Source organism: Amycolatopsis sp. CFH S0740, from assembly GCF_004522315.1.
In the GTDB taxonomy this organism is placed as follows: domain Bacteria; phylum Actinomycetota; class Actinomycetes; order Mycobacteriales; family Pseudonocardiaceae; genus Amycolatopsis; species Amycolatopsis nivea.
The window spans coordinates 18,459-38,173 of sequence record NZ_SDLS01000012.1 but is presented as its reverse complement, the minus strand read 5'-3'; the positions used below and the strand labels follow the sequence as shown (position 1 = coordinate 38,173).

At 70.8% G+C, this 19,715-nt stretch carries 20 protein-coding genes; 9 read left to right on the top strand and 11 right to left on the bottom strand.

Annotated elements, in window-relative coordinates; all coding sequences use genetic code 11:
- Positions 1 to 14: 14 nt before the first annotated feature.
- From EIZ45_RS21135 to EIZ45_RS21115, 5 genes are read left to right on the top strand one after another with little or no spacing between them, the layout of a single operon-like run.
- Positions 15 to 1,472 (top strand): 2-hydroxymuconic semialdehyde dehydrogenase, encoded by a 1,458-nt coding sequence (locus EIZ45_RS21135; protein ID WP_134669969.1) that lies wholly within the window; start codon positions 15 to 17, stop codon positions 1,470 to 1,472.
- On the top strand, positions 1,469 to 2,200 hold the full coding sequence (locus EIZ45_RS21130; RefSeq protein ID WP_134669972.1) for a 2-keto-4-pentenoate hydratase: 732 nt from the start codon (positions 1,469 to 1,471) through the stop codon (positions 2,198 to 2,200). Before EIZ45_RS21135 ends, EIZ45_RS21130 begins: the two co-directional genes overlap by 4 nt.
- On the top strand, positions 2,197 to 2,628 hold the full coding sequence (locus tag EIZ45_RS21125) for a RidA family protein (RefSeq protein ID WP_037814363.1): 432 nt from the start codon (positions 2,197 to 2,199) through the stop codon (positions 2,626 to 2,628). The genes EIZ45_RS21130 and EIZ45_RS21125 overlap by 4 nt, the downstream gene beginning before the upstream one ends.
- Positions 2,625 to 3,149 carry a 3-hydroxyanthranilate 3,4-dioxygenase gene (locus EIZ45_RS21120; protein WP_134669974.1) on the top strand — a complete coding sequence of 175 codons (525 nt, stop codon included), beginning with the start codon at positions 2,625 to 2,627 and terminating at the stop codon, positions 3,147 to 3,149. Before EIZ45_RS21125 ends, EIZ45_RS21120 begins: the two co-directional genes overlap by 4 nt.
- A gap of 2 nt (positions 3,150 to 3,151) precedes the next feature.
- Positions 3,152 to 4,126 carry an amidohydrolase family protein gene (locus EIZ45_RS21115; RefSeq protein ID WP_134669977.1) on the top strand — a complete coding sequence of 325 codons (975 nt, stop codon included), beginning with the start codon at positions 3,152 to 3,154 and terminating at the stop codon, positions 4,124 to 4,126.
- Here the strand turns inward: EIZ45_RS21115 and EIZ45_RS21110 are convergent.
- Together EIZ45_RS21110 and EIZ45_RS21105 are read right to left on the bottom strand one after the other, a co-directional pair.
- Positions 4,123 to 5,445: an NtaA/DmoA family FMN-dependent monooxygenase gene (locus EIZ45_RS21110; RefSeq protein WP_205670317.1), complete on the bottom strand. Its 1,323-nt coding sequence runs from the start codon at positions 5,443 to 5,445 to the stop codon at positions 4,123 to 4,125. The two genes, EIZ45_RS21115 and EIZ45_RS21110, sit on opposite strands and share 4 nt — an antisense overlap.
- Before the next feature lie 16 nt (positions 5,446 to 5,461).
- Positions 5,462 to 6,577: an LLM class flavin-dependent oxidoreductase gene (locus tag EIZ45_RS21105; RefSeq protein WP_134669982.1), complete on the bottom strand. Its 1,116-nt coding sequence runs from the start codon at positions 6,575 to 6,577 to the stop codon at positions 5,462 to 5,464.
- Positions 6,578 to 6,719: 142 nt separating this feature from the next.
- Between EIZ45_RS21105 and EIZ45_RS21100 the strand changes: the two genes are divergently transcribed.
- A complete protein-coding gene (locus EIZ45_RS21100; protein ID WP_205670318.1) occupies positions 6,720 to 7,580 on the top strand; it encodes an aminoglycoside phosphotransferase family protein in 861 nt (286 codons plus the stop codon).
- On the opposite strand, the gene EIZ45_RS46865 is transcribed toward EIZ45_RS21100, so the two are convergent.
- Both EIZ45_RS46865 and EIZ45_RS21090 read right to left on the bottom strand, forming a co-directional pair.
- On the bottom strand, positions 7,577 to 8,356 hold the full coding sequence (locus EIZ45_RS46865; protein WP_240690945.1) for a nitroreductase/quinone reductase family protein: 780 nt from the start codon (positions 8,354 to 8,356) through the stop codon (positions 7,577 to 7,579). The genes EIZ45_RS21100 and EIZ45_RS46865 overlap by 4 nt on opposite strands.
- Positions 8,357 to 8,381: 25 nt before the next feature.
- Positions 8,382 to 9,404: an LLM class flavin-dependent oxidoreductase gene (locus tag EIZ45_RS21090; protein ID WP_134669987.1), complete on the bottom strand. Its 1,023-nt coding sequence runs from the start codon at positions 9,402 to 9,404 to the stop codon at positions 8,382 to 8,384.
- A 95-nt stretch (positions 9,405 to 9,499) separates the two neighbouring features.
- Between EIZ45_RS21090 and EIZ45_RS21085 the strand changes: the two genes are divergently transcribed.
- Positions 9,500 to 10,477, top strand: a complete 978-nt coding sequence (locus EIZ45_RS21085; protein WP_134669990.1) for a zinc-binding dehydrogenase — start codon at positions 9,500 to 9,502, stop codon at positions 10,475 to 10,477.
- 113 nt (positions 10,478 to 10,590) lie between these two features.
- On the opposite strand, the gene EIZ45_RS21080 is transcribed toward EIZ45_RS21085, so the two are convergent.
- From EIZ45_RS21080 to EIZ45_RS21060, 5 genes are read right to left on the bottom strand one after another with little or no spacing between them, the layout of a single operon-like run.
- Positions 10,591 to 10,794 carry a hypothetical protein gene (locus EIZ45_RS21080; protein ID WP_370318157.1) on the bottom strand — a complete coding sequence of 68 codons (204 nt, stop codon included), beginning with the start codon at positions 10,792 to 10,794 and terminating at the stop codon, positions 10,591 to 10,593.
- A gap of 6 nt (positions 10,795 to 10,800) precedes the next feature.
- Entirely contained in the window at positions 10,801 to 12,381 is a 1,581-nt protein-coding gene (locus tag EIZ45_RS21075) for an ABC transporter ATP-binding protein (RefSeq protein ID WP_134736064.1), read from the bottom strand.
- A gap of 3 nt (positions 12,382 to 12,384) precedes the next feature.
- Positions 12,385 to 13,209, bottom strand: a complete 825-nt coding sequence (locus EIZ45_RS21070) for an ABC transporter permease (RefSeq protein WP_134669995.1) — start codon at positions 13,207 to 13,209, stop codon at positions 12,385 to 12,387.
- Entirely contained in the window at positions 13,202 to 14,161 is a 960-nt protein-coding gene (locus EIZ45_RS21065; protein WP_134669997.1) for an ABC transporter permease, read from the bottom strand. The genes EIZ45_RS21070 and EIZ45_RS21065 overlap by 8 nt, the downstream gene beginning before the upstream one ends.
- Positions 14,158 to 15,735 carry an ABC transporter substrate-binding protein gene (locus EIZ45_RS21060; protein WP_134670036.1) on the bottom strand — a complete coding sequence of 526 codons (1,578 nt, stop codon included), beginning with the start codon at positions 15,733 to 15,735 and terminating at the stop codon, positions 14,158 to 14,160. Before EIZ45_RS21060 ends, EIZ45_RS21065 begins: the two co-directional genes overlap by 4 nt.
- Positions 15,736 to 16,059: 324 nt before the next feature.
- On the opposite strand from EIZ45_RS21060, the gene EIZ45_RS21055 reads away from it, so the two are divergent.
- A complete protein-coding gene (locus tag EIZ45_RS21055) occupies positions 16,060 to 17,280 on the top strand; it encodes an MFS transporter (RefSeq protein ID WP_134669998.1) in 1,221 nt (406 codons plus the stop codon).
- 1 nt (position 17,281) lies between these two features.
- Here the strand turns inward: EIZ45_RS21055 and msrA are convergent, their stop codons facing one another.
- Both msrA and EIZ45_RS21045 read right to left on the bottom strand, forming a co-directional pair.
- Complete coding sequence (gene msrA / locus EIZ45_RS21050) at positions 17,282 to 17,782, bottom strand: peptide-methionine (S)-S-oxide reductase MsrA (RefSeq protein ID WP_134670001.1); 501 nt, start codon at positions 17,780 to 17,782, stop codon at positions 17,282 to 17,284.
- Positions 17,783 to 17,820: 38 nt separating this feature from the next.
- Positions 17,821 to 18,708, bottom strand: a complete 888-nt coding sequence (locus EIZ45_RS21045) for a LysR family transcriptional regulator (RefSeq protein ID WP_134670003.1) — start codon at positions 18,706 to 18,708, stop codon at positions 17,821 to 17,823.
- A gap of 84 nt (positions 18,709 to 18,792) precedes the next feature.
- On the opposite strand from EIZ45_RS21045, the gene EIZ45_RS21040 reads away from it, so the two are divergent.
- Positions 18,793 to 19,650 carry a DMT family transporter gene (locus EIZ45_RS21040; protein ID WP_240690946.1) on the top strand — a complete coding sequence of 286 codons (858 nt, stop codon included), beginning with the start codon at positions 18,793 to 18,795 and terminating at the stop codon, positions 19,648 to 19,650.
- The last annotated feature ends 65 nt before the right edge of the window (positions 19,651 to 19,715 follow it).

The window sequence follows — 19,715 nt, the reverse complement described above, 5'->3', positions numbered from 1 at the left end:
CTACCGTCAGCTTCATGGCTGCGGAACTCCACAACGTCGTCGGCGGGACCCGGGTCGCCGGGCGGCGCACCTTCGAGAAGATCGACCCGGTCGACGGGTCGCTCGTCGCGCACGTCCACGAGGCCGGTCCGGACGTGGTCGACGCGGCGGTCGCGGCTGCGCGCGCCGCGGCGGACGGGCCGTGGGGACGCGCCTCGGTCGCCGAGCGCACCGCCTTGCTGCGCCGGATCGCCGACCGGATCGAGGAGCGGTTCGAGGATTTCGTCGCCGCCGAGGTCCGCGACACCGGAAAACCGGAGCACCTGGCGCGCGACTTGGACGTGGCGCGGGCGGCGATGAACTTCCGTTCGTTCGCCGACACGATCGCGGCGGCCGGTCTCGATTCCTTCCTGACGGATCTGCCGAACGGCCGGAAGGCGCTGAACTACGCGGTGCCCAAGCCGCTGGGCGTGGTCGCGGTGATCGTGCCGTGGAACCTGCCGTTGCTGCTGCTGACGTGGAAGGTCGCGCCCGCGCTCGCGTGCGGCAACGCGGTGGTGGTCAAGCCGTCCGAGGAGACGCCGTCGACCGCGACCTTGCTCGCCGAGGTGATCGCGGAGGCAGGTGCCCCGGCCGGAGTGTATAACGTCGTGCACGGCTTCGGGCCGGACTCCGCTGGGGAGTACCTCACCACTCACCGCGGCATCGACGGCGTCACGTTCACCGGCGAATCCCGGACCGGCTCGGCGATCATGCGCGCGGTCGCTCCGTCGGTCCGGCCGGTTTCCTTTGAACTGGGCGGAAAGAACGCCGCGGTGGTGTTCGCGGACTGCGATCTCGAGAAGACCCTCGACGGCCTCGCCCGGTCGGTTTTCCTGAACACCGGGCAGGTATGCCTGTGCACGGAGCGGGTCTACGTCGAGCGGTCCGTCTTCGACGCGGTCGCGAACGGGCTCGCCGAGCGGGCGAAGGCGTTGCGCCTGGGCCGGCCGGGCGACCCGGACACCACGACCGGGCCGTTGATATCCCAGCAGCACCGGAAGAAAGTCCAGTTCTATTTGGACCTCGCGGTCGCCGAAGGCGCGACGGTGCTCGCCGGCGGCGCGGTTCCGGAACTGGGGCAGGACCTGGCGGGCGGGTCGTGGATCGAACCGACGTTGTGGACCGGACTGGACAACTCGGCGCGGGTCGTGCGCGAGGAGGTCTTCGGACCGGTCGCGGCGCTGATCCCGTTCGACACCGAGGACGAAGCCGTCCGGCTGGCGAACGACACCGACTACGGGCTCGCCGCCGCCGTGTGGACGACGAATCTGGAGCGCGGCCACCGCGTCGCGCAGCAGATGCGGGTCGGGATGGCCTGGGTCAACACCTGGTACCTGCGCGATCTCCGGTCGCCGTTCGGCGGCGTCGGGCTTTCCGGCATCGGCCGCGAGGGCGGCCTGCACTCGATGCACTTCTACACCCAGCCGACGAATGTGTGCGTGCAGCTATGACGATCGAGGACCACGCCGCGCGGCTCGACCGGGCGACCGCCACCGGGCAGGCGATCCCGCAGCTCACCAGTGCCGGGCCGATGAGCCTGGAAACCGCGTACGCCGTGCAGCACGCCGGAATCGCGCTGCGCGAAGGGCGCGGCGAGCGGCTGGCCGGGGTCAAACTGGGCTTCACGAGCAAGGCGAAGGCCGAGCAGATGGGCGTCTCGGACGTGATCATCGGCTCGCTGACCGACCGCATGCGGATCGAGGACGGCGGGACGTTCGACGTCGGCCGCGGGGTGCATCCGCGCGTCGAGCCCGAGGTCGCGTTCCGGCTCGGCCGCGACGCCGAGATCGTCGCCGTCGCGCCCGCGCTGGAAATCATCGACAGCCGGTACCGCGACTTCAAGTTCAGCCTGGCCGACGTCGTCGCCGACAACACCTCGGCGTCCGCGTTCGTGCTCGGCCCGTGGACCCAGCTCGACCAGGTGGATGCGCTGGCCGTGGACCTGCTGTTCGACGGCGAGGTCGTCGCCACCGGCTCGACCGCCGACATCCTCGGCGCCCCGCTGCGGGCGCTCCCCGCCGCACAGCGGATGGCCGCCGCGTACGGGCATCGCCTGCTCGACGGGTCGGTGCTGCTGGCCGGTGCGGCGACGGCGGCGGTCGCGCTGCAGCCGGGGACGCACGTCGAGGCGCGGGTCGCCGGTCTGGGTTCGGTTTCCGTTCACACGATGGAGGGATGAGCGTGGCGCAAGCCCATGTCGTCGCCGGGAAGGCGACGCCGCGCGGGCGGTTCCCGCACGTGAAAGTGGTCGGGGACCTGGTGTTCGTCTCCGGCACCAGCAGCAGGCGGCCGGACAACACGTTCGCCGGCGCGGAGGCCGACGAGTTCGGCGTGACCACTTTGGACATCCGGGCGCAGACGCGCGCGGTGATCGAGAACATCCGCGACATCCTGGCCGCGGCCGGCGCGGGGCTCGATGATCTCGCGCAGCTGACCGTGTTCCTGGTCACCATGAACGATTTCGGCGGCTACAACGAGGTCTACGGCGAGTTCTTCGACGAGAACGGCCCGGCCCGCACCACCGTCGCGGTGCACCAGCTGCCGCATCCGCATCTGCTCATCGAGATCCAGGCGATCGCCCGGATCCCCGGCAAGGAGGAACGATGACCGCCATCCCGCCCGTGTTCGACTTCGCGAAGTGGATCAAAGAGCACGAGGACGAGCTGAAGCCGCCGGTCAACAACAAGCAGATGTGGGCCCCGATGGGCGATTTCATCGTGCAGGTCGTCGGCGGGCCGAACCAGCGCACCGACTACCACCTCGACCCGTACGAGGAATGGTTCTACCAGTACAAGGGCGACATGCACGTCAACCTGATGACCGACGACGGCCCGCAGCGCGTCGACATCCGCGAGGGCGAGATGTGGATGCTGCCGCGGAACGTGCACCACTCGCCGCAGCGTCCGCAGGAGGGTTCGATCGGGATCGTGATCGAGCGCATCCGCGAGGAGGGGACGCTCGAGAAGTTCGTGTGGTTCTGCCTGGAGTGCGACGCGAAGGTGCACGAGGTCGAGCTGCAGGTGCGCGACATCGTCGACGACCTGCCGCCGGTGTTCGAGCAGTTCTACGCGTCCGAGGAAGCCCGGACCTGCGGGGCGTGCGGCACGCTGCACCCGGGGAAGGGCTGAGCGTGCGCGCGATCGACGTCCACAGCCACTTCGTCCCGCACGGCTGGCCCGACCTCGGCGAGGGAATGCCGTGGCTGCGCGCGGAAACCGAGCGCGAGGCCATGATCATGGTCGGTTCGGAGGAGTTCCGCCGGATCCGGTCCGACTGCTGGGACGCCTCGGTCCGGCTGCGCGACATGGACGCCGACGGCATCGAGGCGCAGGTCGTCTCGCCGACGCCGGTGTTCTTCGGCTACGACACCAGCCCGGGCCAGGGCGAGAAGATCGCCCGGGTGTTCAACGACCTGGCGCTGGAAATCTGCGCGCCCGCGCCGGACCGGCTGGTCCCGTTCTGCCAGGTTCCGTTGCAGGACACCGACGCCGCCTGCCGCGAACTGGACCGTGCCGTAGCGGCCGGGCACCGCGGCGTGGAGATCGGCAACCACGTCGGCGACCGCGACCTCGACGACGCGGGCGTGGTGACGTTCCTCCAGCACGCGGCTTCGCTCGGCGTCCCGGTTTTCGTGCACCCGTGGGACATGCCGGACGCGCCGAGGCTGGACCGCTGGATGGCGCGGTGGCTCACGGGGATGCCCGCGGAGACGCACCTGTCGATCATCGCGATGATCCTCGGCGGGGTGTTCGACCGGGTGCCGCCGAGCCTGCGGATCTGCTTCGCCCACGGCGGCGGATCGTTCGCGTTCTGGCTGGGGCGGCTGGAGAACGCGTGGCACCAGCGGGCGGACATCATTGCCACGTCGGAGAAACCGCCGTCGGAGTATGTCGGACGGTTCAGCGTCGATTCGGTGGTGTTCACCGAGCCGGCGCTGCGGAACCTGGTCGACACGCTGGGGGCGGAGCAGGTGATGGTGGGGAGCGATTACCCGTACCCACTGGGGGAGCGCCCGGCCGGCGGGGTGGTGCGGCGAGCGGAGTTCCTCGACGAGGCCTCGCGGGAGTTGCTGTTGCGGGGCAACGCTAAGCGGTTCCTGGGCTAGTTCAACCCGAGGTGGTCCCGCAGAGTAGGCCCGCTGTAGTCCTCCCGGAACACCCCGCGTTCCTGCAGCCGCGGCACCACCTGGTCGGCGAACTGGTCCAGCCCGCCCGGCGTCACGTGCGGGACCAGGATGAAGCCGTCCGACGCGTCGGCCTGGACGAGGTCGTTCATGGTCGACGCGACGGTCTCGGGGGAGCCGATGAAGTTCTGCCGTCCGGTGACCTCGATGATCAGTTCCCGGCTCGACAGGTGCTTCGCTTCCGCCAGCTGGCGCCATTCGTTGGCGGTCGCGATCGGATCGCGGTGCATGCGGACGCTCGCGCGGCCCTTCGAGATCAGGTCGCCGACCACCGGGTCGAACGACGGCAGCGGGCCGTTCGGGTCGTGGCCGCTGAGGTCGGTGTTCCAGAGCTGTTCGAGGAACTTGATCGCGGTCTGGTCGCTGACCTGCTGCAACCGCACCTCGTGGGCGAGTTCGTGCGCTTCGGCGTCGGTGTCGCCCAGGACGAACGTCGCGGCGGGGAGGATGACCAGCTCGTGCGGGGCGCGGCCGTATTTCGCCAGGCGGCCCTTGACGTCCGAGTAGAACGCTTGGCCCGCTTCGAGGGTGCCGTGCCGGGTGAAGATGGCGTCGGCGGTCGCGGCGGCGAATTCGCGGCCTTCTTCGGAGTCTCCGGCTTGGATGGTCACTGGGCGGCCTTGTGGGCTGCGCGGGACCGGGAAGCGGCCGGAGATGTCGAAATGGGCGTCGTGGTGGGCGAAGTCGCCGCCGTCGGCCAGGAAGCGGCCGGATTCCTTGTCCGCGAGCAGTTCGCCGCCGCGCCAGGAGTCGAAGAGTTCCCACGCCGTGCGCAGGAAGGTTTCGGCGCGCGAGTAACGCTGGTCTTGCGGCAGGAAGCCGCCGCGGCGGAAGTTTTCGCCGGTGAAAGCGTCCCACGACGTCACGACGTTCCACGCGGCCCGGCCGGCGGAAAGGTGGTCCAGGGAGGCGAACTGGCGGGCCACCTCGAACGGTTCGTTGAAGGTGGAGTTGATGGTCCCGGCCAGGCCGAGCCGGTCGGTGACGGCGGCGAGCGCGGACAGCACGGCGAAGGTGTCCGGGCGGCCGACGACGTCGAGGTCGTAGATTTCGCCGTTCTGTTCCCGCAGGCGCAGGCCTTCGGCGAGGAAGAAGAAGTCGAACTTCGCGCGTTCGGCGGTCTGGGCCAGCTTGACGAACGAGCTGAACTCGATGTGGCTGCCCGCTTCGGGATCGCTCCACACGGTGGTGTTGTTGACCCCGGGGAAGTGCGCGGCGAGGTGGATTTGCTTGGCAGTCATGGAAATCTCCCGGGACTCAGGCGGCGTAGCGGTTCGCCGGGCGCGGCAGGCCGAGCAGCCCGCGCAGGGTCGAGGCCTCGTATCCGGAGCGGAACGCGCCCCGGTCGCGCAGTTCGGGGACCAGCGCGCGGGTGATGGCGGTCAGGTCGTGCGGCAGGGCGCCGGGGCGGAGCCGGAAACCGGTGAGGCCGGCGGCGTGCCAGTCGAGCAGGAGGTCGGCCAGCTGGGCCGGGGTTCCGGTGAAGACATGCGCGTCCGAGCTGAACTCGGCACGGTCGTCCAAGCGGGCTTTGCGGTCTGCGGCGGCCTGCGAGGTTTCGTCGAGGAAGACCACGAGGTCGGCGAAAACCTGAAGGGGCGCACCGATTTCGTCGATGATCGACGCGGCGTGCGCGCGGTCGTTCGGCGTCACGTACACGACGTCGGCCTGGCGGGCGGCGAGGCGATAAGCGTCGGGACCGTGCGCGAGCGCGGCGACGATCGGCTGGCCCTGCGGCGGGCGCGGCGTGATGGACGGGCCTTTGACAGAGAACCAGCGGCCCTCGAAGTCGATGTAGTGCAGTTTGCCGCGGTCGATGAACCGGCCGGTGGCGACGTCGCGGATTTCGGCGTCGTCCTCCCAGCTGTCCCACAGCCTGCGCAGCACCTCGACGTAATCGGCGGCTTCCTCGAACAGTTCGGGCACTTCGGGCGGCGTGCGTTGGCCAAAGTGCCGGAACTCGTCCGGATTCCCGGACACCTGCACGCGGACCCCGGCGCGGCCGGTGCTGACGTAGTCGAGCGTCGCGATCGCCTTCGACAGGTGGAATGGCTCCGTGTGGGTGACGACGGCGGTCGGGATCAGGCCAATATGCGATGTCAGCGGCGCGATCCGCGAGGCGAGCAGCACGGCGTCCAGGCGGGTTTGCGCGCGGTCGGCGCGGGCCGTCGGCTCGGCGGGATCGCGCAGGGAGAGGAAGTCCTCGAAAGTGACGAAGTCCAGGTGCGCGGCTTCGGCTTCCTGGACCAGTTCGGTCCAGTATGCGGCGGTGAGGAGGTCGGCCGGGCGGGCGTCCGCTTCGCGCCACGCGGCCGGGTGCCAGCCCGCGCCTTCCAGCGCGACGGCGAGCCGTGGTCCGGTAAGCCCTGTCATGCTGCGTCCTTTCCCCGTGGATGCCAGCAGTGTGGCGCGGAAACCGCGGCGGACGCGACGGCAACCAGTTTCTGGGACAGGCGGCTGGAGCGGGAATAAACCGGTTGCCCGCTGTCACGCCGACGCGGTTTGCTCGATGCTGATGAACCGGATGCACGCGGATGAAGCGGAAATCGACGACGACCTGGTCCGTCGCCTCGTCGCGGCCCAATTCCCGCAGTGGGCCGGGCTGGCGGTCTCGCGGGTCGCCTCGTCGGGGACGGAAAACGCGATGTTCCGGCTCGGCGACGAGCTCGTCGCCCGGCTGCCGCGGCTGGAACGCGGGGCCGCCGAGATCGGCCACGAACAGCGCTGGCTGCGGTGGCTGGCGCCGCGGCTGCCGGTCGCGGTGCCGGAAGTGCTCGCCGAAGGACGGCCGGGCGAGGGCTTCGAGTGGGACTGGTCGGTGCTGCGCTGGCTGCCCGGCGTCAACCCGGATTTCGGCGACGCGCAGGTGGCGCGAGACCTGGGTGCGTTCGTGAAAGCGTTGCGCGGCCTCGATACTTCGGGGGCACCGGAGGTCAGCCGGGGCCGTCCGCTGCGCACGCGGGACGCGCCGACCCGGGAGGCGATCGCGCAACTCGGCGGCGATCCGGCGTATGTCGCGGCGTGGGAGAACGCGCTCGCGGCACCGGAGTGGGCCGGGGCGCCGGTGTGGCTGCACGCGGACCTGTCGCCGGGAAACGTGCTGGTCGACGACGGCGGGCTGAGCGCGGTGCTGGACTTCGCGGGAGTCGGGATCGGCGATCCGGCAGTGGACCTGATCCCAGGGTGGAACACGTTCGCGGCGGCTGAGCGGGAGGTGTTCCGCGAGGCAGTGGAGGTGGACGACGCGACGTGGGAGCGCGGGCGGGGCTGGGCGTTGTCGATCGCGCTGATCCAGCTGCCGTATTACCGGGAGACGAATCCGGTACTGGCGGCGAATGCGCGGCGCACGATCGAGGCCGTGGTCTCGGACGGTTAGTCGAGGTCGATCCGGATCGTCAGCAGGTCGGTTCCGAACGCCTGGACCGCGGTGCTGTTCCAGCGTGGCAACGACTTCAGCCGCACGCGGGCGTCGTCGTCCGGGAGCAAGTGGGCGACTCCGCGCAGCCAGCGGCCGTGCAGTCGCAGCCGGACGCGCGGGTCGGCCTGGATGTTGCGCACGTACTGCGACCGTTCGCCGAACTCCGACACCAGCCAGAATTCCTGACCGACGCGGCGTCCGCCGATCGGCGTCTGGCGGGGGAGACCCGAGCTGCGGCCGGTCGTTTCGAGCAGCGTCTGGCCGGGGAGCCGCGACAAGACCGGGTTGCCGAGCCGGCGCTGGAACATCGTGACGATCCGGTGCTGCAGGTCGCCGGGCCGAGCTCGACCGGCGGCGGCGCGCAGCCGGGCGGGGATGACCCTTTCGTGGATCGGCACTGCCAGGGCCCACAGCTGGCGCGCCGGGAACCGGTTGTAGGTGACTTCTGTGGTCCAGTAGACCCGGTCCGCGTCGAGGTGGACGATGTTGCGCGTGGTCATCAGCGGCGAGGGCGCTTCGAGCACGACCCGGTCCGGGGTGGCCGAAGCGATGGTCCAGCCCAGCACCCGGTCGGGCGACAGACGAGTGGTCAGGCCGAGGCCGAGCCACCCGGTGCGCAGGAAGGCCCGCAGCGGCGGGGGAGCACCTTCCCAGACCGCCCGGGCCCACGCCAGGGCGTCGCGCTGGTCTCCGGCGGGACGCGAAATGTCCACTGTGGACGTGAAATCCGGCACTCCGTCACGCTAGCACCCACCACCGTCAGGACGCCGGTTTCCAACCCAGCTCCGGGCCCAGCCGGGTGGCCAGGTCGGTGAGGATCTGCACGTAATCCTCGTGCTCGAAGGTGAACGGCAGCGCGAACGCGACCTCGTCGATCTCCCGGAACGCGGCGTGCCGGTACAGCTGTTCGGCGATCTCTGCGGACGTTCCGACGTAGTCGCGCGAGAACAGCAGACCGCCCGGACCCTGTGGAGTTTTCGTGCGCGGCAGGCGTTTTGCCGCATAATCCTCGTACTTCGCGCGCTGCTCAGCCGTGGCGCTGTCGGTCGGAATCACCACCAGGCCTTGCGAAACCCGGGCCCGCTCCCCGTCCGGATGGTGCGACCGGAACGCGCGCACGTGCGAGAGCTGGATCTGCTCGAAGTCGGTAGAGCCCTCCTCGGCGCGGACGACGCTGCTGGTCAGGTAGTTCATCCCGGCTTGTCCGGTCCAGACCGCCGACCGGGTGCTCGCGCCGCCGTACCACAGGCGGCTGGCGAGGCCGGGCGAATGCGGCTGCACGCGCTCGGAGAACGTCTCGATGCCTTCGACGCCGCTGAACGTCGACGCGGGCTCGCCGCGGACCAGCGACAACAGCCGCGACACCCGGTCGTAGCCGAAGTCTTCGCGGTCGCCGGTGTCCGGGTACAGCGCACCACGCACGTCTTCGTAGTGCATCGGCGGGCTGACGCTCACGCCCGGGTTGAGGCGTCCGCCGGACAGGATGTCGACGGTCGCCAGGTCTTCCGCAAGGCGCAGCGGGTTTTCCCAGCCGAGCGGGATGACCGCGGTGCCCAGTTCGATCCGGCTGGTGCGCTGGGTGGCCGCGGCGAGCACGGCGACCGGCGACGAGATGCCGTACTGCAGGTGCCGGTGGCGGACCCAGGCGCTGTCGAACCCGAGCTGCTCGCCGAGTTCGAGCACGCGCAGCGTGGATTCGTGGCCGGGCCGCGGGTCGTCGCCGTCGAACAGGCCGATCGTCAGGAAACCCAGTTTGCGCAGCGGGTGCGTTTCGCTCGGCACGGCGGATCCTTCCTGTGGTGGGCTAAGCCGGAATAACCGCGGACCGGACCAGGTTGTTCCGGCTCGCTGACACTGAACACTGGGGAGTACGCACGATGCGCGCTTTGTCCATCACCCGCTACGGCGGTCCCGAAGTCCTCGAAGAGATCGAGGTGCCCGAGCCCGTTCCGGGGCCGGGCGAAGTGACCATCACGGTCTCGCATGCGTCCGTGGGGCTGATCGACGCGCTGATCCGCCGCGGGACGCTCGCGGAGTACGACTACGCGCCGAAGCCGCCGCTGGTGCCTGGGCTCGAAGTCGCGGGCACCATCCGCGCGGCCGGACCGGGGAGCGGCTTCTCGGTCGGGGACGAGGTCGTCACGCTCACGCTGCCCGGAATGGGCGGATATGCCGACGTCAAGCTCGCGCCCGCCGCACTCGTCGTGCCGCTGGCGGGCACCGGCGTGGAGCGCGCGCAGGCGGTGGCCGGTCTGGCGAACACCGTGACGGCCTACCTGTCGCTCACCGAGGCAGTGCGGTTGCCGAAGGACGCGCGGGTGCTCGTGCACGGCGCGCTCGGCGGCCTTGCCTCGGTATACCCCGAGGTGGCGCGGCTGCTCGGCGCTCGCGAGGTGGTCGGCACCGTCCGGCGGCCCGAGCAGGTCGAGGCGGCGAAACAGCTCGGGTTCGACCGGGTCGTGCTGTCCGGGGAACTCGGCGAGCTGGGTGACGAGCGGTTCGAGATCATCGTCGACCCGGTCGGCGGCGACCTGCGGATCGCCTCGCTGGACCTGCTGGCGCCAATGGGCCGGATGCTCGTCGTCGGCAGCGCGGGCAGCGAGACCGCGCCGCTGGTGGACTCGAACGCCGTGTGGGGCAGAAACATCGGCGTGGTCGGCTTCAACGTGGGCGGTTTCCTGGCCGCCGACCCCACGCCCGCCCGCCCCGCCGCGGACGCGGTGCTGCCGCTGTACACCGACGGCCGGATCCGGCTGCCGGTCACCGTCCTGCCGATGGCGGAGGCGCGCGAGGCACACCGGCGGATGGACACGGGCGAGGCCGTGGGGCGGCTGGTGCTCGCCAACCCCGAATGACCGCGTCTTGCCGTCTGTGAGGGGACCCCTGAGGGAATCAGATTCCTTCAGGGGGTCCCTCACGGACCGCAATCTCGGGCGCGCGGCCGGTGCGGGCAGCGGCGCTCCTGACGTCACGCGGTCACCTGCTCCCCGCCGGGGATCGCGGCCAGCAGGTCGCGGGTGTACTGCTCGCGCGGCCGCAGCAGGACGTCGTCTGCTGGGCCAGCTTCGAGGAGCTTGCCTTGGCGCATGACACCGACCTGGTCGGCGATCTCCCGCACCACGGCCAGGTCGTGGGTGATGGACAGGGATGGCGGGCGGCTGGTGCTCGCCAACTGACGTCACGCGGTCACCTGCTCCCCGCCGGGAATCGCGGCCAGGAGGTCGCGGGTGTACTGCTCGCGCGGCCGCAGCAGGACGTCGTCGGCCGGGCCAGCTTCGAGCAGCTTGCCTTGGCGCATCACCCCGACCTGGTCGGCGATCTCCCGCACCACGGCCAGGTCGTGGGTGATGAACAGGTACGTCAGCCCCAATCCATCCTGCAGTTCCACCAGCAGGTTCAGGATCTGCGCCTGTACCGAAACGTCCAAAGCGGACACCGGCTCGTCCAGCACGACGAGATCCGGACGCAGCGCCAGCGCACGGGCGATCGCCGCGCGCTGGCGCTGGCCGCCGGACAGTTCGGCTGGTTTCCGGGGCAGCACCGACGACGGCAGCGCGACCTGGTCCGCCAGTTCGGCGACCCGTTCCGTCCGGCCGCCGACGCGGAACGCGCGCAGCGGTTCGCCGATCACGTCGGCGATGGAAAAGCGCGGGTTCAGCGAGGCGTACGGGTTCTGGTAGACGAGCTGGAACCGGCGGCGCAGCCTGCGCAGTTCGGCGGGGGACAGCCGCGTGACGTCCTGGCCGTCGAAGCTGATCGTGCCCGCGGTCGGGGTTTCCAGGCCGACCGCCATGCGTGCGGTCGTCGTCTTGCCGGAGCCGGATTCGCCGACCAGCGCCAGCGTCCGGCCGCGCGTGAGCTGGAACGACACGTCGTCCACGGCTTGCATCGAACCGGCGCGCGAGGCGAAAGTCTTCGAGACCGACTCTACGGACAGCAGGACTTCCGGGCCTTCCGCGCGGCGGGGCCGGAGCGGTTCGCGGCTCAGGCTCGGGGCGGCGGCGAGAAGCCGTTGCGTGTAGTCCTGCGTCGGCGCGGCGAGGAGTTCGCGGGCCGGTCCTTCCTCGACCAGTCGTCCCTCGGACAGCACGGCGATCCGTCCGGCCCGGTCGGCGGCGACGCCCAGGTCGTGCGTGATCAGCAGGATCGCGGTGCCGTCGTCGGCGGCCAGTTCGGCCAGATGGTCGAGGATTTCCTTCTGCACGGTCACGTCCAGCGCACTGGTCGGCTCGTCGGCGATGATCAGCCGCGGTTTGCCTGCCAAAGCGATGGCGATCAGCACCCGTTGCCGGAGTCCGCCAGACAGTTCGTGCGGATACTGCCGCGCGCGCAGTTCCGGCCGGTCGACTCCGGCCCTCCGTAAGAGTTCCACCGCGCGGGCGTCGGCCTCGTTCCGCGCGGCCAGGCGGTGGATGAGCAGCACCTCGGCCACCTGTTCGCCGATCCGCCGGACCGGGTTGAGCGACACCGTCGGATCCTGCGGCACCAGCGCGATCCCGGTGCCGCGCACCTGCCGCCAGTCCTTTTCGGACAGTGTGGTCAGATCGCGTCCGTCGAAGGCGATCCGGCCCCGGCGGACCAGGCCGCCGCGAGGGAGCAGCCCGATCGCGGCGTGCGCGGTGGTGCTCTTCCCGGACCCGGATTCGCCGACCACCGCGACGATCTCGCCCGCTCCGACCCGCAGGCTCACGTCGCGCACGGCGGGCACCACGCCGCCCGAGGTGCGGTACGAGACCGCCAGTTCGCTGATCTCCAGCACTTGTCAGCTCCGTTCGCCGTCGAGAGCCCGGGACACGCGGTTCGCCGCCAGCACGACGGCCGCGACGGTCAAGCCCGGGAACGTGGTCATCCACCAAGCGGTGGCCAGGAAATTGCGGCCGCCGGCCACGAGCGCGCCCCATTCCGGCGTCGGCGGGCTCGCGCCGAACCCGAGGAAACTGAGCGCGGACACTTCGAGCACCGCGGTCCCGATCGTCACCGTGGCCAGGACCAGCACCGGCCCCAGCGCGTTGGGCAGCACGTGCCGCCCGAGCACCCCGGCCCAGCGCACCCCGGACGCCCGGGCCGCCTCGACGAACACGCCGGAACGCACCCGCAGCACCTCGGCGCGCATCAGCCGGGCGAACGCGGCGAGGTTCGCGACGCCGACCGCGATCGCGACGTTCGTGGTGCCGAACCCGAGCGCGGTCACCAGCGCCAGCGACAGCAGGATCGCCGGAACCGACTGCAGGACGTCGACAATCCGCATCACGACCGCGTCGAGCCACCCGCCGCGGAACCCGGCGAGCAGCCCCAGCGCGGACCCGGCGGCGAACGCGACGAGAACGGCGAGCACGGTCGCCCGCAGAGAAAGCCCGGCTCCGTGCACGACGCGGGCGAACACGTCACGGCCGGTTTCGTCGGCGCCGAAGAGGTGGCTGAGGGACGGGCCTTGGAGCCGTTCGGAGGGGACGCCGGTGATGGGGTCCTGGCCGGTGAACAGCGTCGGCGCGAAGGCCGCGATCAGCACCGCGGCGAGCACGAGCCCGGACAGCAGCAGACCGGGTCGGCGGACGAGGAACCGTTGGGACAGCACGGCTTCAGACACGCGCGGGCACCTCCTTGCGTACGGAGACCCGCGGATCCAGCAGCGGGTACACGAGATCGACAACCAGGTTGAGCACCACGAAGAAGAACGCGGCGAGCACGATCACTGCCTGCACCACCGGCACGTCCTGTGCGGTCACCGCCGACGCCGTGACGCGGCCGAGCCCGTCGCGCGAGAACACGGTTTCGGTCACCACCGAACCGGCCAGGAGATTGCCCGCGACCACGCCCACCAGGGTGAGCGCGGGCAGTCCGGCGTTACGCAGCGCGTGTCCGAAGTGGACTCGACGACGGCTCGCGCCCTTCGCCCGCACCACTTCGATATACGGCTCGGCGAGCTGCGTTTGCAGGCTCTTCGCCAGCACCTGCGCGATGATCGCCCCGGTCGGCAGTGCGAGCGTGACCGCCGGGAGAACCAGCGACGCGAAGCCGGTCGACCCGAGTGCCGGGAACAGCCGCAGCTGGAACGAGAACAGCTGGATCAGCAGCAGCCCGACCCAGAACGTCGGCAGCGAAGTGCCCAGCGGCGGCAGCGAAAGCAGCAGTTGGCTCACCGAGCGGGCGCGGGTGAAGGTGCCGAGCACGGCGATCCCGCCGCCGAAGACGATCGCGAGCACCAGCGCCAAGCCGGAGACGGCGAGCGTCGGCGGCAACGCGGCGAGGACCTGGTGGGTGGCGTCGTCGCCGGTGGCGATCGAGGTGCCGAAGTCGCCGTGCAGCGCGGCGAGGAGGTGCTTGCCGTACTGCACGAGGACCGGGTCGTCCAGCCCGTACTCGGCGCGCAGGGCGGCGATCTGCTCCGGCGACGCGCTGGGTCCGCCCTCGGCCGAGCCGAGTTTGGTGAGCACTGCGTCGCCGGGCAGCAGGTACAGGATGACGAACGACAGCGTGAACGCCGCCCACAGCACCACTACGGCCTGCAGTACGCGGCGAAGCAGCGGGAACCCTTTCATGAGCCCGAAACCCAGGCGTCGAACAGCTGCAGCCGCGAGGAAGCCTCGAAGCCCACGTCATGCGCGGTCGGTCCGACGCCGAGCACCTGCGTCAGCTCGAACACCGGGATCGAGTAGGCCTGCTCCACGATGGTCCGCTGCGCCTTTTCCGCTGCTGGCTTGCGCTTCGCGGGATCGACCGTGGCGGACTGTTCGGTCAGGGACGCGTCGAGCGGGTTGTCCGCGGGCAGCTTGCTGCGGTTGTTCGTCTTCGTGGAGAACTGCTGGCGCAGGATGTCCGGGTCGGCGCGGGTGACGTTGTACCAGAGGAAATCGTAGTCGCCGGCCTGCTGCAGGCGGGTGACCTCGGCGTTGGTGTGCAGCTCGATCTTGAGGTCGAAGCCGATCTTGCGCAGCTGCTGCTGGATCAGCTCCAGCACGCTCTGGTTCTGGTTGAACACCGGGGAGAACAGCACCGACGCGCCGAGCCGCTGCCCGTTCTTAGTCCGGATCCCGTCCGGGCCGGGGACCCAGCCGTCGGACTGCAGCAGCGCCCGCGCGCCCGCCGGGTCGTAGGCGAGTTCCTGGGACAGATCCGTGTACAGCGGCGTCGCGGAGCCGAGGATGCTCGTAGCGGGCTTGTAGTTCGGGGTGAGCACGGTGCTGGTGACTTCGGGCCGGTTCACGCCCTTCGACACCGCCTGGCGCACCTTCTGGTCGGCGAGGACGCCGCGGGTCACGTTCGCGTGCAGGTTGAACACGATGCCCGGGTTCGGTCGGACCGGTTCGGCGAACCCGTCGCCGGAGAACTGCGGTTCGTCCACCGGCTGGACGTCGGTGATCGCGTCGAGCTGGCCGGACGTCAGGCTGCCCGACCGCACGCCCGGCTCCGGCACCACGCGGAAGTCGATCTTGTCGACGTACGCCTCGCCCTGGTGCCGCCACAACGGCGAACCCCAGCGGTAGCCGGTGCGCTTGCTGAGCACGATGTTCTGGTTCGGCTTGAGGCTGGTGAACACGAACGGACCGGAGCCGATCAGCCCGGTGCCCTGGCAGCGCTGCTCGGCGGTGTGCCGGAACGCCGCGGGCGCGAGCACGCCGAGCGACATCGTGGAGCTGGCCTGCAGGAACTGCGCGCTGGGCTGGGTGAAATCGAGCCGGACGGTCGCCGGGTCGACCACCGTCGCGCCGCGGTAGGCGGCGAGGTAGCTGGACCCGAGCAGGGCCTTCGCGCCGAGCGCCTTGATGCCGTCGAAGCTGGTCTTCACCGCGGCGGCGTCCACGGGGGAGCCGTCGGAGAAGGTCGCGCCGGGGCGGAGGTGGAAGGTGAAGCTCGTGGAATCGGGGCTGACCGTCCAGCGGTCGGCGAGCCAGGGCGTGATCGCGCCGGTTTTCGGGTCCTGGTCGGTGAGCGAATCGACCAGCTGACGGCCGACGTTCACCGAGGCGTTGGTGCTGACCTGCTGCGGGTCGATGCAGTCCGGATTGGACGAGATGCCCAGCCGGAGCGTGCCGCCCGGGCGCGGAGGACCGGCGTCCTGCGAGCCGGCCCCGCCCGCCGTGCCGCACGCGGCGAGCAGCAGCGGAAGGGCCAGCGCGAAGGCGGAACGGGACCGCGCGCGGGCGGGACGGCCGGGTCGGGGCGGGGTGTGGCGGGGCACGGAATTCCTCCAGCGGGGACGGAACGGATGCGTCCAGCTCACCCGTTCGCGGCGGTTCGCTGTAGCCCGTCCCAGCAGGTGAGCCGGTGTCCCGCGATCCGGCCGGGCGCGCCGGTTCCGGTTGACGGACAAGGAAAGGCGTGGCCCGCGCCCGCGTGATAACCGGAGCGGTTTTGTTCGGCGAGAAGGTCCGGGGAACGGGAGCATCCGGCGGTGTGCTGCGGAAAACCGGTTGCGGCGCGGGGGAGACTGGCGGACATGGCGGGGCGGGGTGGGAGCGGGTCGGCTTGGGTCCGGCTGCAAGCGGTGGCGGTGTCGGGTTCGACCTGTGAAGGGCTTTTGCTCGCGGCACTGCCCTTGCTGGCCGTCTCGATCACCACCGACCCGCGTGCGGTGTCGCTGGTGAACGTCGCCGGACAGGCGCCGTGGCTGCTGCTTTCGCTGTTCGCCGGGGTGGTGATCGACCGGGTCCGGCGGACGACCGTGCTTGCTTCCGCGTACGCGGTGCAGATCGTCGCCGCGCTCACCTTGGCGCTGCTCGGTTCCACCGGTTCGCTGAGCCTGCCCGCGCTGCTGCTAGTGGCCTTCGTGCTCACGACGGCGCAGGTGTTCGGCGACGGCGCGGCGGGATCGGTGGTCCCCGAGGTCGTCACGCCGGATCAGCTCAACATGGCCAACTCCCGGCTGCAGGTGATCGACCGCGGCATGGTCCAGTTCGTGGTGCCGCCGGCGACCGGGTTGCTGATCGGGATCAGCGCGGGGCTGCCCGCGTGGCTGGCGGCCGTCGCCGCCCTGGTCGCATTGCTGCTCGCGCGCGGGATCCCGTCGGCGAAACCGGTGCGTACGCCCGCGCATCCGCTGAAGGACCTCACGGCCGGGCTGCGCTATCTAGTCGGCACGCCGTTGCTGCGCTCGATCACCATCACGGTCGCGCTGGGGTCGTTCGCGGCGGCCGCGGGCAACTCGATGCTCGTCCTGTACGCCACGCAGGAACTGCATCTCGCGCCGTTCGGCTACGGCGTGCTGCTGGCCTGCCTGGCGGTCGGATGGGTGGCGTCGTCGTTCTTCGTGGACCGGTTCGTGCGCCGGTTCGGCTACTCGACGGCGATGCGGATCGCGCAGGTGTGCGCGGTGCTGAGCCAGCTGCTGATCGCGATCGTGCCGCCGTGGCCGGTGCTGGTCGGCGCGGTGCTGATCTTCCTGACCTCGACGACGTTGATCTGGAACGTGTGCTCGCAGTCCAGCAGGCAGCGGTTCACGCCGTCGGAGCTGCTCGGGCGCGTGCTGACCAGCCACCGGGCGCTCGCCTGGGGCCTGACGCCGCTGGGCGCGCTCGCGGGCGGGTTCGTGGCCGTGCACTGGAGCTTGCGCGGGGTGTGGGTGATGGCGGCGGCGGTCCAGTTGCTCGGCACGACGCTGGTGTGGCGGCAGCTGACCCCGGCGGCGTTCCGGGACGCAGAGGCCGCGATGGCGCGCTGAGTCAGGCGCGCTTCGGCAGCTTCCAGCCGGGGCGCGGGAAGTGGCAGGTGTAGCCGTTGGGGTAGTGCTGCAGGTAGTCCTGGTGCTCCGGTTCGGCTTCCCAGAAGTCCCCGGCGGGGGTCACCTCGGTGACGACCTTGCCGGGCCAGAGTCCGGAGGCGTCGACGTCGGCGATGGTGTCTTCGGCGATCTGCTTCTGCTCGTCGGTGGTGTAGAAGATGGCGGAGCGGTAGCTGGCGCCGATGTCGTTGCCCTGGCGGTTCTTGGTGCTGGGGTCGTGGACCTGGAAGAAGAACTCGAGCAGCGCGCGGAAGTCGGTTTGCTCCGGGTCGTAGGTGACCTCGATGGTTTCCGCGTGGGTGCCGTGGTTGCGGTAGGTCGCGTTCGGCACGTCGCCGCCGCTGTACCCGACGCGGGTCGCGGTCACGCCGGGCTGGTGGCGGAACAGCTCCTCCATGCCCCAGAAACACCCGCCGGCCAGAATCGCCTTCTCCGTGGCCATTTCGCCTCCTCCGTGCTCGAACCGCTTCCGCCGCCATGCTAGTCGCCGGGCAGCAGCCCGAGGACGAGGGCGAGCGGCGGCCACGCGTCGCGCCCGTGGCGGGTGCAGGCGAAGGCCCGCAGCCGGACGTCCGGCCCGGTCAGCGCCACGACGGCGACGTCGGGCCGGGTCGGCCAGGACTCGGGCAGCAGGCCGACCCCGCCGCCCGCGGCGATCAGGTCCTGGACCAGGTCGAGGTTGTCCGCGCGGTGGGTGAACCGCGGCGCGAACCCGGCCATCGACGCCAGCGTCCCGACGACCGTCTCGTCCGCGCCGTTGCGGGAGTTGCCGATCCAGTCGCGGTCGCGGAACGCGGTGAAGACCTCCAGCGTTCCGTTGCCTCGCAACCGTTTCGCGTCCACGCGCGGCACCGCGAGACCCCACGGCGCCGTCCACAGCGGACGGACGACGAGCGACGGATCGGCGGGTGCGGGCGCGAGGTTGTAGTCGTAGGTGAGGGCGAGGTCGACGTCGTCGGTCCGGAGCTGGGCGAGCGCTTCGGCGGGCTCGTGCTCGCTAATCACGACGCGGACTCGCGGATGGCGCTGCGCGAGGAGATCCGCGACCGGGAGCACCGCGTGCCGCACGCCGGTCCCGAACCCCGCGACGCGCACGGTCCCGGCGGGCTCGGCTTCCGGATCGAGGTCCACCCGGGCGGCCTCGACCGCGCCCAGGATGGTCACGGCGTGCTCGGCGAGCCGTCGCCCGGCGGGAGTGAGCCGCACGCGGCGGCCGTCCGGTTCGAGCAGCGCGACGCCGGTTTCCTTGGCCAGCACCGAGATCTGCTGGGAGACGGTCGACGTTGTGGTTTCGAGCACGTCCGCGACCGCGCGCATCGAGCCGAGCCGCGACAACTCGAGAAGGAACTGCAGCCTGCGGGTGTCCATCGCCCGATTGTCCAGGATATCCGGACGGTACGTCCAGGATTGGCACGTGGACACGAACGGTTCGGATGGGTTCTCCTGGACAGCGTGCTTCCCTCCACTCCCCGGACCGGTGTCGTCCTCGCCGTCGGCGCGATGCTGTCCGTCCAGCTCGGACTGGCGGTTTCGGTCAGCCTCGCGAACCAGATCGGGCCGACCGGCGTCGCGTGGCTGCGGCTCGCGTGGGCCGGCGTGCTGCTCCTGGTGCTCGTGCGGCCGCGGCCGTCGGCGTTCCGCCGTCCTGCCTTGCTGACGTGCGTGGTGCTCGGGTTCGCGACCGCCGGGATGACGATCCTGTTCATGGTCGCCGCGACGCGGTTGCCGCTGGGCACGGCGAGCGCGCTGGAGTTTCTCGGCCCGCTCACCGTCGCGATCGTGCGCGGCCGCGGCGGAACCCGGGTGTGGCCGGTGCTGGCGGCGGCCGGAGTGGTGCTGCTGACCCAGCCGTGGCAGGGCGGCACCGACCTGATCGGCGTGGGCTGCGCGCTCGCGGCGGCGGTGTGCTGGGGCGCGTACATCGTGCTGACGCAACGGGTCGGCGACGAGGTGTCGGGCCTGCGCGGGCTGGCGGTGTCGATGCCGGTGGCCGGTCTGGTCGCCACCTTCGTGCACGCCCCGGCGGTGGTCGGCGACCTGACGTGGCCGCTGGTGCTCGCCGGGCTCGGGCTCGCGGTGCTCGTGCCGGTGGTGCCGTTCAGCCTGGAAATGCTGGCGCTGCGCCGATTGACGACCTCGGCGTTCGGGACGCTGATGAGCCTGGAACCGGCGATCGCGCTCGTGCTCGGCTTGATCGTGCTGCACCAGGTGCCGAACGTCGCCGCCGCGGCCGGGATCGCGTTCGTGGTGGCCGCGGGCATCGGCGCGGAACGGACCGGGGCGCGGGAGCCGGTGAAAACCGCCGTCTAGGACGGGTCCGAGAACGTCCGGGCCACGGGTGAAGCCCCGCGCTGTCCGGCAGAGATTCGCTTGGT

What these genes read in the sequence shown, in the direction of transcription:
- msrA (WP_134670001.1), bottom strand. Translation starts at nt 17,782, where the DNA reads ATGGCCACGGAGAAGGCGATTCTGGCCGGCGGGTGTTTCTGGGGCATG.
- EIZ45_RS21055 (WP_134669998.1), top strand. Translation starts at nt 16,060, where the DNA reads ATGGCGGGGCGGGGTGGGAGCGGGTCGGCTTGGGTCCGGCTGCAAGCG.
- EIZ45_RS21100 (WP_205670318.1), top strand. Translation starts at nt 6,720, where the DNA reads ATGAACCGGATGCACGCGGATGAAGCGGAAATCGACGACGACCTGGTC.
- EIZ45_RS21135 (WP_134669969.1), top strand. Translation starts at nt 15, where the DNA reads ATGGCTGCGGAACTCCACAACGTCGTCGGCGGGACCCGGGTCGCCGGG.
- EIZ45_RS21110 (WP_205670317.1), bottom strand. Translation starts at nt 5,445, where the DNA reads ATGACTGCCAAGCAAATCCACCTCGCCGCGCACTTCCCCGGGGTCAAC.
- EIZ45_RS21120 (WP_134669974.1), top strand. Translation starts at nt 2,625, where the DNA reads ATGACCGCCATCCCGCCCGTGTTCGACTTCGCGAAGTGGATCAAAGAG.
- EIZ45_RS21125 (WP_037814363.1), top strand. Translation starts at nt 2,197, where the DNA reads ATGAGCGTGGCGCAAGCCCATGTCGTCGCCGGGAAGGCGACGCCGCGC.
- EIZ45_RS21085 (WP_134669990.1), top strand. Translation starts at nt 9,500, where the DNA reads ATGCGCGCTTTGTCCATCACCCGCTACGGCGGTCCCGAAGTCCTCGAA.
- EIZ45_RS21105 (WP_134669982.1), bottom strand. Translation starts at nt 6,577, where the DNA reads ATGACAGGGCTTACCGGACCACGGCTCGCCGTCGCGCTGGAAGGCGCG.
- EIZ45_RS21065 (WP_134669997.1), bottom strand. Translation starts at nt 14,161, where the DNA reads ATGAAAGGGTTCCCGCTGCTTCGCCGCGTACTGCAGGCCGTAGTGGTG.
- EIZ45_RS21130 (WP_134669972.1), top strand. Translation starts at nt 1,469, where the DNA reads ATGACGATCGAGGACCACGCCGCGCGGCTCGACCGGGCGACCGCCACC.
- EIZ45_RS21045 (WP_134670003.1), bottom strand. Translation starts at nt 18,708, where the DNA reads ATGGACACCCGCAGGCTGCAGTTCCTTCTCGAGTTGTCGCGGCTCGGC.